The sequence below is a fragment of the Antarcticibacterium arcticum genome (assembly GCF_007993795.1).
Classification (GTDB): Bacteria; Bacteroidota; Bacteroidia; order Flavobacteriales; family Flavobacteriaceae; genus Gillisia; species Gillisia arctica.
In genome coordinates this window covers 233,610-246,771 of the sequence record NZ_CP042476.1, presented here as the reverse complement: position 1 = coordinate 246,771, position 13,162 = coordinate 233,610, and the positions used below count along the sequence as shown (strand labels likewise).

Below are 13,162 nucleotides of genomic sequence, written 5' to 3'. Positions count from 1 at the left end.
CTACTATTAGTTTTTGTCCTCCAGCAATGGAACAAACCGGAAATCTCCAAACTCTTTTTTATCGAAACCTTTTTCAGAGGTACGCACATACAGGGTCATAACCTGTACATTTTCTCCCACCGGAATTACCAGCCGGCCGCCTACTTTAAGCTGTGCAAGAAGTGCCTTGGGAACAAAAGGAGCTCCCGCGGTTACTATGATCTTATCAAATGGGGCATATTGGGGCAGGCCTTTATACCCATCTCCAAAACTTAAGAATTTAGGCCTGTATCCAAGTTTAGAAAGGAAGATCTTTGTTTTTTTAAATAGCTCCTGCTGGCGTTCAATACTGTAAACTTTGGCCCCAAGTTCACAAAGCACAGCGGTTTGGTAGCCGCTGCCGGTACCTATTTCCAGGACAGAATCCCCTTTTTTTATTTCAAGCAGTTCGGTTTGATAGGCAACGGTATAAGGTTGGGAGATTGTTTGATCTGCAGCAATGGGAAAGGCCTTATCCTGGTATGCGTGATCTTCAAAACTACTGTCCATAAACAAGTGCCGGGGTATAGTTTTTATGGCTTCCAGCACTTTCTTATCTTTCACCCCTTTGCCTTCAACTATAGCAGCTAATTGTAATCTTTTACCTTTATGTTTAAATGTATCCCGTAGCACTTTGAAAATTTTCTTTGAGCCTATAAAATTAATGAAACAAATGAAAGGCTTCAAGCGAACTGTTAATTAAAATTTAAAATACTTTACCCGCTTCCCGTTAAGAGCCTGATAATCTATTTTTTCATATTTATCATTGGAAGTTTTACGGCTTTATTTTTCAGGTTATTTTAAAATCTTTATTTCCCTTTCCTATTAAAGATTTCTTCTCAAAATAGTTTATTAACCCCCAAAATCATCTTGACCTTTACTCAATAAATGCTATTTTTGTTGAAAACACAATAAATATGCTGAAAGCTGGTGTAATTGGTGCCGGACATCTTGGAAAGATCCATTTAAAACTTCTCCAACAGTCCTCTAAATATGAACTTGTAGGATTTTATGACGGGAATGAGGAAGTAGCCGCCAATGTGGAAAAGGAATTTGGATACAAAAGGTTTTCTAGCGCCAATGATCTAATCCAGGCTGTGGATATGATTGATGTAGTTACCCCAACGTTCTCACATTTTGAAATAGGTAAAAGCGCTATTGCTGCCGGCCGGCATCTTTTTATTGAAAAACCCATAACTACCACTTATGCCGAAGCCGAAGAGCTCATAAGCCTGGCTAAAAAGCATAAGGTAAAAGGCCAGGTGGGCCACGTTGAACGTTTTAATCCAGCCTTTACCGCGGTAGCCGATAAAATAGAATTCCCAATGTTCATTGAAGCCCATCGCCTTGCCGAATTTAATCCAAGGGGAACGGATGTGCCGGTGGTACTTGACCTTATGATCCATGATATTGACGTGATCTTAAGTGTTGTAAACAGCAAGGTGAAAAACATTAATGCCAGCGGAGTATCTGTAATAAGCGAAACGCCGGATATTGCCAATGCGCGTATAGAATTTGAAAATGGTTGTGTGGCCAATTTAACCGCGAGCAGGATCTCCCTGAAAAATATGCGGAAAGCAAGGTTTTTTCAAAAGGATGCCTATATCTCTGTAGATTTTCTGGAAAAAAAATGTGAGGTTGTAAAAATGAAGGATGCACCTAAGGATCCGGATGATTTTGCAATGATCCTACAGAATGCCGAAGGAGTAAAAAAGCAGATATATTTTGACAACCCAAAAGTCGACGCCAATAACGCGATCCTGGATGAGTTGGAATCTTTTGCTTTTGCCATTGAAAATAACACTACTCCAACGGTAAGCCTGGAGCAGGGGGCTATTGCACTTAAAGTGGCCAACCAGATCATAGAAAGTTTTAAAACGAATAAGTAAAAAATTTCCCTGCTACTTAAAGCGGGAACAGATAATATAAATCACATGAAAAAAATTGCAATTATAGGAGCAGGAACCATGGGCAACGGGATTGCCCATACTTTTGCCCAATTTGGGTATAAAGTGAACCTTATTGATATTTCCAAAGAAAGCCTGCAGAGGGGAATGGATACCATCTCCAAAAACCTGGACCGGATGGTAGCAAAGGAAAAGATCACCGAGGCCGACAAAAAAGAGACTTTAAATAATATAACAACGCACATAGATATTCCTTCAGGAGTAAAAAATGTGGGGCTTGTGGTAGAAGCTGCTACGGAGAATGTAAAACTGAAATTACAGATCTTCAAGCAACTGGATGCTACCTGTTCCGAAACAACAATCCTTGCCACGAACACCTCCTCCATTTCTATTACTCAAATAGCTGCTGAAGTTTCAAATCCGGAGCGGGTTATAGGAATGCATTTTATGAATCCGGTACCTGTAATGAAACTGGTTGAAATTATAAGGGGATATAATACTTCAGATAAGGTTACAAAAACCATAATGGACCTATCCAAAAAACTGGATAAAGTTTCGGTAGAAGTGAATGATTATCCTGGATTTGTTGCCAACAGGATCCTTATGCCCATGATAAATGAAGCTATTGAAACCCTTTACAACGGCGTTGCAGGGGTTTACGAAATAGATACGGTTATGAAGCTGGGAATGGCTCATCCAATGGGCCCTTTGCAGTTGGCAGATTTTATTGGGCTGGATGTTTGCCATTCTATCCTGGAAGTAATGTACAATGGTTTTAAAAATCCGAAATATGCCCCTTCCCCATTGCTTACCAATATGGTAATGGCAGGGAAACTTGGTGTAAAATCGGGTGAAGGATTCTATGATTATTCAGAGAACAGAAAAGCAGAAAATGTCTCTAAACAATTTTCTAAAAAGGCTTAGGGGTTAAGTGTTAGGAGTTAGGAGTTAGGAGTTAGGAGTTAGGATTATAAAGATGTGAAGAGCTTGGAAGCTGCCATAATAAAATCTGGAAAACATGCTTCCCTTTTCTAATATCCTCTTTTCCATGATCCACTCTACTCTTTCCATTAAAAAAATTATCACCATTGACTTTTTAGCTTTTTAACGCTTTAACTATAAATAAAATTTGACAAAGATAATTCCATTTAAAGCGGTAAGGCCCACCCGGGATAAGGCCGGTCTTGTGGCATCCAGGCCATATGAAGATTATACAGCGGGTGAACTTACCGCCCAACTGGAGTATAATCCTTTTTCGTTTTTGCACATAATAAACCCGGGCTATAAATTTCAACACACCACCACAGGAGAAAAAAGATTTCATCTGGTAAAAAACCGTTTTCTTGAATTTAAGGAGGACCACATTTTTATTAAAGATGAAACTCCGTGTTATTACATCTATAAAATTATTGCCCGAAATAATACTTTTTGTGGGATCATTGCTGCCACCAGTGTTGAAGATTACGAACAGAACCATATTAAAAGGCATGAGGATACCATTTCGCTGCGGGAAAATCTATTTAAAGATTACCTGAAGGTTGTAGGATTTAATACAGAGCCGGTGCTACTCACCTATCCCGATTCTAAGGTGATAGATGATATTATTACCAGCGAAGTGCAGAAACGCCCTGAATATGAGTTTTCCACCTATAATAAAGAATTGCATTATCTCTGGAAAATTGACTCCCCGGAAATAATTGAAAAGATCAAAGCAGAATTTGCAGCGATGCCGCAGGTCTATATTGCAGATGGACACCACCGGTGCGCTTCCTCTTATTTACTTGCAAAAGAATCTAAAGCTGCAAATCCAAACCACACCGGGGAGGAGCCTTATAATTTTTTCATGAGCTTTTTGATCCCCGAGAGTGAATTGCAAATACATGAATTCAGCAGGCTGGTAAAAGATCTTAACGGCCTTAGCAAAGAAGAATTTTTGGTGCAGCTGGATGAATGGTTTCGAATAGAAAACCGCGGGCTGGAGGTTTATTATCCTTCAAAGAAACATCATTTCAATATGTACCTGGATGGGGAATTCTACTCCCTGTACCTGCGAAGGACAAATTATGAGTTCACTGATTCTTTAAGCAGCCTGGATACCTTCATATTGTATGAAAAGATCCTGAAGCCTGTTCTGGGTATTGAGGATCTTCGCCACGACAGCCGTATAGCTTATGTTCACAGCAAAAATGACCTCATAGAGATAAAAACCCTTGTAGACCAAGGAAAATTTGCCGTAGGCTTTGGTATGCTTCCCATTACTGTAGATGAGATCAAGCAGGTGGCAGATGAAGGTCTCACCATGCCTCCAAAATCCACTTATATTGAACCCAAATTAAGGAGCGGGTTAACTATCTACGAATTTTAATAAGTGTAATTTTTTCCTAAAGAATTGATATGCATTTAATTGTCTCCATTTCAATCAGTTTTCCTTAAATTTACCAAATGAATATTTCAGAAATAATTACAAGTTATAAAGAAGAGTTAGGTCCCGATATTACTCTGGTTGCAATCTCCAAAACAAAGCCTGTAAGCGATATTCTTGAAGCATATAATGCGGGTCAAAGGATCTTTGGTGAAAATAAGATCCAGGAAATGACTGAAAAATGGGAAGCACTGCCCAAAGATATTCAATGGCACATGGTAGGCCATGTACAAACCAATAAGGTTAAATATATGGCACCATTTGTGAGTTTGATCCACGCCGTAGACAGCCTGAAGCTATTAAAAGAAATTAATAAAGAAGCAATAAAAAATAACCGCAGTATCGATTGCCTGTTGCAAATAAAGATTGCCGAAGAGGATTCCAAATTTGGAATAAGTGTTGAAGAGGCCAGAGAGATCCTGCATTCTGAAACCTATTCAAAATTTACCAATGTAAAAGTAACGGGCCTTATGGGAATGGCAACTTTTACCAATGATATGGTCCAGGTTAAAAATGAGTTTGAGTATTTGAAAACAAATTTTGATACACTTCAAAAAAAGTATCCGGAATTGAAAATACTCTCCATGGGAATGAGCTCAGATTACAAGACAGCAATAAATTGCGGCAGTAATATGGTGAGGATTGGAAGTTCCATATTTGGAGAAAGAAATACTCATTAAAATGGTTTCGCACTGCGCGTAAAATTTTTAAGGAAGATGAAAGAGATTAAAAAATACAATTTGAACATTATAATATTATCCCAGGTAAGGGGGAACGGTAGGCTTATGTATGCAATTTTAGATATAGAAACTACCGGTGGAAAATATAATGAAGAGGGGATCACAGAAATTGCCATCTATAAATTTGACGGTCACAAAGTTGTAGATCAATTCATTAGCCTTATAAACCCTGAACAACCTATACAGCCCTTTGTAATAGGACTTACAGGAATAAATAACGATATGCTGCGCAGTGCCCCAAAATTTTACGAGGTAGCCAAGCGCATTGTGGAAATAACCGATGGCTGCATTGTGGTTGCACATAACGCCAAGTTTGATCATAGAATTTTGCGTCTGGAATTTCGCAGGCTTGGGTATGAATTTGACCGTAAAACACTTTGCACTGTAGAACTTTCACAAAAATTAATACCGGGACAATTATCCTATAGCCTGGGTAAACTTGTAAGGGCCCTGGGAATCCCATTAAGTGACCGCCACCGGGCAACCGGCGATGCGCTGGCAACAATCCAATTGTTTAAAATGTTACTGGTAAAGGATGTAGAAAAAAATATCCTGAAAGAGCATGTGCGTACAGAACCCACCCTACAACTGGATACCAAACTGGTGCGCATCCTGGAAGACCTTCCTTCTATTACCGGGGTTTATTATCTACATAATGAGGAGGGAGAGATCATTTACATTGGCAAGAGCAAGAACATAAGAAAAAGAGTAAATCAACATTTCACCACAGATCATCATAGATCAAAACAAGTACAAAAAGAAGTAGCTTCAGTAAGTTTTGAGGCCACTGGAAATGAACTTATAGCGCTCCTGAAAGAAAATGAAGAAATTAAGCACAATAAGCCTAAATTCAACAAATATTCTTCAAAACCTATTTTTAATTACGCCCTGTACCACTTCAAAGATGAGGATGGGTATATTAACCTTAAAATAGGTAGGGCTGACAGGCGCAGGGAAAATATCACTACATTCAGCGGACTGCAGCAGGCCAACACAGTCCTGCAACAAATTATAGAAACCTATCAACTCTGCCAGCGTTTTACAAGTTTGCATAGCGGAGATGAAACTTGCCTGAGCTACTCAATAAAGACCTGTAATGGAGCCTGTGTAGAAGTAGAAACTGTAGAGGCGTATAATGAACGGGTACTGGAAATGATCTCAAATTACAGCTTAAGCGATCAAAATATGCTTGTTATTGACCGCGGGCGCGAAATTGGTGAAAAAAGTGCCCTCTTAGTAGAAGAAGGAGAATTTAAGGGAATAGGTTATTTTAATTTAAACCACCAGGTCAACAATATCGAAATCGTTCGGTCTATTATTACCCCAATGAAAAATGATCATGATGCCAGGCATATTATCCAGAGTTATTTACGAAGGAACAAGAAATTAAAGATCATTCAGTTTTCCACTTATAATTAAATTTATTTCTGGCAATACAGCAAGAATAATTTATTTTTAAGGGTAGAAGTACCGATGGTTGAATTCGGCATTCGATAAAGAATTTTTCCAATAAATTGCGATCATAGAGTCCCGTACTGTTTTTTTGAAGGGATTGAGCATGGTTCACCTACAATCTTTCCAAGTTATCCGGGAAATTATTTAACTTTATCCCAATAATTTTCGTTTTTGAAAAAAGGAACCCCCAAATGGAAAGTTAAGCTTCACGAAATAATCTATGAAGCAGATACCCCCATGGGTAAACTATTTGATGTAATTCTACTTTTAGTTATTGTACTAAGTATTGCCCTGGTAATGCTGGAAAGTATTGACTCCCTTAATCAACGGTATTACTGGCAATTCTATATTGCAGAATGGGTGATCACCTTTTTTTTCACAATAGAATACATCTTGAGGATCATTGCCATTAATAAACCGAAAAAATACATCTTCAGTTTTTATGGCATAGTGGATTTTCTATCCACAATTCCCACCTATGTTTCTATAATAGCAGGGGGCCATAATATGTTGTTTGCAATCAGGGCCTTAAGACTTTTAAGGGTTTTCAGGATCCTTAAGATTACACGCTATATTGGAGAATCCAACAGGCTTCTTCTGGCACTTCGTAACAGCAGGGCAAAGATCCTTATCTTCTTATATACAGTTATTATAATATGCATCATCATGGGTACATTAATGTACCTGGTTGAAGGAGAAGCAGGTGGTTTTGATAACATTCCCCTTGGTATATATTGGGCCATTGTCACCCTTACCACTGTAGGATTTGGGGATATTCACCCAATAACCCCTTTGGGAAGGTTTATTGCCTCTATTATCATGGTAACAGGTTATGGAATTATTGCCGTACCTACGGGAATTGTAAGTGCTGAATACACTAAATATTTTAAACAACCCACTATTCCTACAAACACCCAGGTTTGCCCACATTGCAATGAAACCAAACATTTGGATAAGGCTGAGTTTTGCCATAACTGCGGAAGTAAATTAAATGAATAAACCTTACCTTATAAGTATTGTAGGGCCTACCGGAATTGGAAAAACGTCGTTAAGCATACAACTGGCCCGGGCTTTTAATAGTGAAATACTTTCTGCAGATTCCCGGCAGTTTTTCAGGGAAATGCATATTGGTACCGCGGCACCTTCAGCCGAAGAACTATCGGCCGCCCGGCATCATTTTATTCAGCATAGATCTATTCAGGAAAATTACTCTGTGGGGGATTTTGAAAGGGATGCTCTTGAAAAGATTGAGGAACTTTTCCAAACATACCGGCTGCTTATAATGGTTGGCGGCAGCGGACTTTATGTAAAAAGTGTGTTGGAAGGCCTTGATAGCTTTCCGGAAGTTGATTCTGCCATTCGCGCTGCGCTGAATGATAAAGTCCAGCAAACGGGACTTATACCATTACAGGAGCAGTTGAAAAATCTTGATCCCGAAACCTTTGAAAAGATTGACATTAATAATCCACACCGGGTAATACGTGCACTCGAAATTTGTCTGGGTACCGGAAAACCATATTCTACCTTTCTACAACAGGGGAAATCTTCAAGAAATTTTAAAGCCCTTAAAATTGGATTAAGTGCACCCCGGGAAGTGATCTATGACCGCATTAACCAACGTGTTGATCAAATGTTGAAAGAGGGCTTATTGCAGGAAGCCCTGGGACTATTTGCTCAAAAAGATCTCAACGCACTAAACACTGTGGGTTATAAGGAATTATTTGAGCATTTTGAAGGAAAAACAACTCTGGAAGAGGCGGTGGAAGAGATCAAAAAAAACACCCGAAGATTTGCCAAAAGACAGCTTACCTGGTTTAGAAAAGAGGAAGATATACATTGGTTTGACTACACTACCCCTGCTTCTGAAATAATTTCATTTATAGAAAATGAGGTGAAGAAGGATAGTTCTTCTATTTGATTATTACCCGGATTATTTTGTTCCCGTCGCTGGTAAAAAGATGCAGTATATACACCGCCTGCTGCAGCCCGCTAAGATCCATTTGATATCTTAAAACAGATTCGGGAAAAAGTTGCATCATTATAAACCGGCCCCGTTGGTCATACACCTCCACCTTTTCAATTTTTGTATTGGCGGGTGTCCAGAAAGTAATGGGTCCCGTGGTTGGGTTAGGATAAATATAGATGTATTCATACCTGTCCTCGCCCGGCTCCCCAGGTTCCTCACAATTACCGGTAAGGCTTACTATTGCGGTTCCTGTTGAAACATTGCCGCTGGCATCGGTCACTGTAAGGGTAATAGTATTATCCCCTAAATCTTTACAGCTAAGAGAGGTCTTGTCGATACTAAAAGTCACTGGTCCGCAATTATCTGAAAATCCGGCATCAAAAAGGAACGCACTTAGTTGTACTTGCCCGGTTTGGCTAAGGAACATTGAAATATTCCTGGTTCGCACTACGGGAGGTATTTCATCTTTAACCACAACTTTTATTACACAGGAACCGGGGCCATCACTACCTGTCCAGGAAAGAGTCACCTCATTATTTCCAAGATTAGAGCAGTTAAAATTAGCTTTGCTCAGGGTGAAAATTTTATCAGCCGCATCTCCGGTATAAAGGTTTGAAGCTTCCAGAATCGCATTTCCTGTCGAATCCAAAGACAAGGTAACTTCGGTACGGCAAGTGAAATTGGGGTTTGTAGTTCCCTCATAAGGCAAAACATTCACCAGGGCCTGGCAGGTATCTGTATAACCTGAGGCATCGGTTACCGTAAGGATTACTGTATTTTCACCTATATCAGCAGTTGTAAAAATTGTTTTATCAAGGCTCATGCTCACGATTTCGCAATTATCTGTAGACTGTGCCCCGAAGTCTGCTGCGTTTATCGATGCCGTACCATTCTCATTAAGCTGTAGCTCAAAATCTGTGACACAAACAGCCACCGGCGGAGTTGAATCCTTGGTAGTTAGCAAAAACGAACATTCATCTGTCTCTCCGTTTAAGGTAGCCGTTAACCTGATAGTCGTATTTCCACTCACCGCGGTTCCGGGTACGGGAGATTGAGTAACCGTAGCATTTTCAAAATTGACACTTGCCAAGGAAGTATAATCGGGAACCACCAGTTCACAATTCTCATTTATTTCCTCTTCCTGATCTTCAATACAGCTAATTTCCAAAACCTCCTCCTCACTTAGGTTTACCATAAATTCACATTGGGAAACAAGATTAGCATTACTGGTTACAATCAGTTGCACCTGCGTATTTACATTTATGATAGTTCCCGGGGATGGGGTTTGGGTTATTCCCGCAATTCCGCAATCCCCTGTGACTTCTGCCAGGTTACGGTAATCGGGCAGTACAAATCCTTCTTCCGGGTTGTAAAATTCTGTTTGGGTGCCGGGGCAGGTTATGACAGGAGGACTAACCTCCTCAACCCGTATCCAAAATTCACAGGTTCCTACGCTTATTCCTTCATCCCGCACATCAAGAATAATTAAGATGTCCTCTAAAATTTCGGTTCCGGGTGCAATATTCTGAAATACAGATTCATTCGTGAAATTTCGAAAATTGGAAACCCCTTCCACTTCATAGTTTCCTACTATGAATTCACAATTCTCATTAGGTGGTAATATAATTTCTCCTATCAAACAATCGAATGTAGGTGGATCTGGATTAGATTCCTCCTCAATAGTTAAAGTAAAAGAACATTCAGTGGTATTTCCCGCATCATCTGTCGCGGAGAGGGTTATCTCAGTATCGTTAAATACCACGGTTCCTACATCAGGCACCTGCTTAAAACTAGCAATCCAGCAATTATCTGAAGCGTCTAATTGTAAAATATAATTGGGTAGTGAGAAGCCTTCTCCATCTTCAACTGTTTCAGTTTGGTCTGCAACACAATCAAAAACAGGGAATGTAGTATCTTGCATTGTATACTTAATAGTACAGGAAACTCTTTGATCCTCATAAACTGCAGTGAAAGTAACATTTGTTGACCCATTAATTGGAAAACCGGGTTCCGGGTGCTGAGTGATACGGGCTGGTGGTATATTAACGGTTACCTCCCCTCTAAAATCGGGCATTGTGGTTCCGCAATTTGCTTCTGCTGTATAAATTTTATCTTCAGGACAGGTTATATTCAGTTGTCTGCTGTCCTCCAGGATTACCCAAAAAGCACATCCGCTCTGTGCTCCGGCTTCATCTTCCACGGTGAATCTTATCCAGGTATCCTGGGTCACTATTGTTCCCGGTTGTGGATCTTGCGTAATTATCAGATCTTGAGTACAATTATCTGAAGGGTTAAATTGGGCTGAAAAATTGGGGATTACAACCTCTTTTTCGCCTTCGTATTGTATTATATAATTTGAAGCAGGGCATTGAACCGTAGGAGGAGTGTTATCTCTTACCGTTACTGTAGCTGTACAACTGGAAGAAACTCCATTACTTCCTGTAACGGTTAAAATCACCTGATTTGCTCCCAAATCTTCACAGGTGAAATTTTCTTTATTTAAGGTCAAAGTTACTCCATCCTGAACAGCATCACCATCATAGATCTGGCCTGGTGTAATTACAGCTTTACCTGTATTATCAAGGTCTATGGTTATATTAAGACATTCTGCCTTTGGAGCAGGCTGTTGGGTTAATGAAACAGTGAAAGTGCATATACTTTTATTTCCAGCCTCATCTGTAGCTGTAAGATTGATCTCTGTGTCTTCATTTATGTTGGTTCCTGGTAAGGGCAATTGAGTAACACTTACCACACCGCAGTTATCTGAGGCAGTTGCACTTCCTGTATAATTGGGCAAAGTGAAGTTTCCGTTGGAATCTGCATTTACGGAAGTGTTTGGGGGACAGGAAATAGTTGGTTTTATATTATCAATTACTGTGACCTTAAAACTACATTTTACAGCAATGCCATCTTCACCGGTAGCTTCAAAAATAACGGTACTCTCACCTACAGGAAATATCTCTCCTGATCCAATTTCAGAAGTTAACACTACTTGTACAGGTCCATTACCATCATATGCATTTGGAGTAGAAAAGGTGACGGATGCGCCACAGATCCCCTGGGTAGTTGATACCGATATATTACCTGGGCAATTTTCAAAAACTGTTGGTGCTGGCGGAACTTCTCCGGTTACGGTAATAGTAAAAGTACAATCTGATGAATTTCCAGCTTCATCGGTTGCAGTAAATTGAATGTTATGTATTCCTATGGGAAACTGACTGTTGGAAGCTAAACCTAAAGTTTGGGTCACTGTAACTGTTGAACAATTGTCACCTGCTGTGGGTGTATCAAATTGAACTATGGCAAAAGTTTGACCTGCGGGAGCTGGAACTGTAATATCCGGAGAACAATTTGTTATTTCGGGCTCTTCGGTATCAAAAGAAGGTGTTCTTTTATAGATTTCAAGATCAAAATCCATGGTTGCATTGAGTCCAAAATAAAATGGAGGTGATCCCGTGGTACCGCTTAAAATCGCATTATTAACAAAAAGTTTATCACAAGAATTCAATGCAAAATCGATTGGAAAATCAATCTCTTCGGAAATTGCACCGGTGTACTCAAAATCTTTATAAATATTTATTTTGAACACATTATTTTGAATTCCTCTTTTAACTGGTTCAAAAATCTCAAATAATTTAAAGGGGTCATTACCTGCCTCCAATATACTAGTCATGCTTACCTCATTTCCAAAATCTGCAGCATGTAAATAATCATATCTATCAATATAAAGACTTCCTGGTGATCCAATTTGGTCTCCTACTCCACCTATAATTGCAATTCTTTTAGGAATATTATTATTATCGAGTTTAATTACCTGAATCCTTGCGTTTCCAGTAGAATTACCTTGCTCTGCTACATATATATATCCCTGACTATCCGCCGCAATTCTATAAGCAAAAAATAACTCCTCACCTTCTACCTGGTGAAATTCTGTGAGTAGTCTGTTAACATAGCTTCCGGTAGGACCCTTAGTATATATCTTTACCCTACTCGGTTGGGGAACATTCGTTTCGCTACCTGTATAATGATCGGCTATAAAAAGATTGTCGTGCACATCAAATGCTACTCCCACTGGACCCTTAAAATAATTAGGTCCTGTTCCAAATGCACCTGTTCCAATATTTTCAGATGCTAAGAAGACACCCGTGGCAGAGAATACACGAATAGATTTATTACTACCTGAGTTAACTGCCACATAAAATTTTCCTTCACTATTAATTGCAAAATCCATTGGAGAATTTAACCTACCGCCACTATTTGGTATAAAATCAATTAATTGACCTGAAGATCCTACTTTTTTAATACCATTGCCAAAAGTTAAAACGAAAACTTCCCCTTGAGGATTTACATCAACAGAAATTATTACTCTATTAACTTTTTGTTCAATATTTAATGCATCAGCAAATGTTACATTAATATTTTCCATTTGTCGCTCCTCCACATGAGCATATGTCGGATCCTGCCCCCTCACCTGCGTCACCCCCATAAAAAAGAAAAGTACCCCCAGAATAAACCATAAGTTTCCCTGTCCAATAAAATTCGGGGAGAGAGATGACATATATGTTTTTTCGGTAGGGCTACCGCTCATTTAAAAAGTTTAAGCGGTAAATATAGTGTAGTTTCAAGAGAAACAGGGTTGCAGTTTTGTTAACGT

9 protein-coding genes are annotated in these 13,162 nt (G+C 39.4%); 7 read left to right on the top strand and 2 right to left on the bottom strand.

The window, feature by feature from the left end:
- Window positions 1–6: 6 nt before the first annotated feature.
- Window positions 7–651, bottom strand: a complete 645-nt coding sequence (locus FK178_RS01110) for a protein-L-isoaspartate(D-aspartate) O-methyltransferase (protein ID WP_146830171.1) — start codon at window positions 649–651, stop codon at window positions 7–9.
- A gap of 284 nt (window positions 652–935) precedes the next feature.
- On the opposite strand from FK178_RS01110, the gene FK178_RS01105 reads away from it, so the two are divergent.
- From FK178_RS01105 to miaA, 7 genes are all read left to right on the top strand, one after another.
- Window positions 936–1,907, top strand: a complete 972-nt coding sequence (locus tag FK178_RS01105) for a Gfo/Idh/MocA family protein (protein ID WP_146830169.1) — start codon at window positions 936–938, stop codon at window positions 1,905–1,907.
- A 45-nt stretch (window positions 1,908–1,952) separates the two neighbouring features.
- Entirely contained in the window at window positions 1,953–2,849 is an 897-nt protein-coding gene (locus FK178_RS01100; protein ID WP_146830167.1) for a 3-hydroxyacyl-CoA dehydrogenase family protein, read from the top strand.
- 205 nt (window positions 2,850–3,054) lie between these two features.
- Complete coding sequence (locus tag FK178_RS01095) at window positions 3,055–4,290, top strand: DUF1015 domain-containing protein (protein WP_146830165.1); 1,236 nt, start codon at window positions 3,055–3,057, stop codon at window positions 4,288–4,290.
- Window positions 4,291–4,367: 77 nt separating this feature from the next.
- A complete protein-coding gene (locus FK178_RS01090) occupies window positions 4,368–5,027 on the top strand; it encodes a YggS family pyridoxal phosphate-dependent enzyme (RefSeq protein ID WP_146830163.1) in 660 nt (219 codons plus the stop codon).
- A gap of 105 nt (window positions 5,028–5,132) precedes the next feature.
- Window positions 5,133–6,506, top strand: a complete 1,374-nt coding sequence (locus FK178_RS01085) for an exonuclease domain-containing protein (protein ID WP_146837359.1) — start codon at window positions 5,133–5,135, stop codon at window positions 6,504–6,506.
- A gap of 207 nt (window positions 6,507–6,713) precedes the next feature.
- A complete protein-coding gene (locus tag FK178_RS01080; RefSeq protein WP_240793869.1) occupies window positions 6,714–7,541 on the top strand; it encodes an ion transporter in 828 nt (275 codons plus the stop codon).
- Window positions 7,534–8,460 carry a tRNA (adenosine(37)-N6)-dimethylallyltransferase MiaA gene (gene miaA / locus FK178_RS01075; RefSeq protein WP_146830161.1) on the top strand — a complete coding sequence of 309 codons (927 nt, stop codon included), beginning with the start codon at window positions 7,534–7,536 and terminating at the stop codon, window positions 8,458–8,460. The genes FK178_RS01080 and miaA overlap by 8 nt, the downstream gene beginning before the upstream one ends.
- On the opposite strand, the gene FK178_RS01070 is transcribed toward miaA, so the two are convergent.
- Window positions 8,453–13,096 carry an HYR domain-containing protein gene (locus FK178_RS01070; RefSeq protein ID WP_146830159.1) on the bottom strand — a complete coding sequence of 1,548 codons (4,644 nt, stop codon included), beginning with the start codon at window positions 13,094–13,096 and terminating at the stop codon, window positions 8,453–8,455. The two genes, miaA and FK178_RS01070, sit on opposite strands and share 8 nt — an antisense overlap.
- Between the last annotated feature and the right edge of the window lie 66 nt (window positions 13,097–13,162).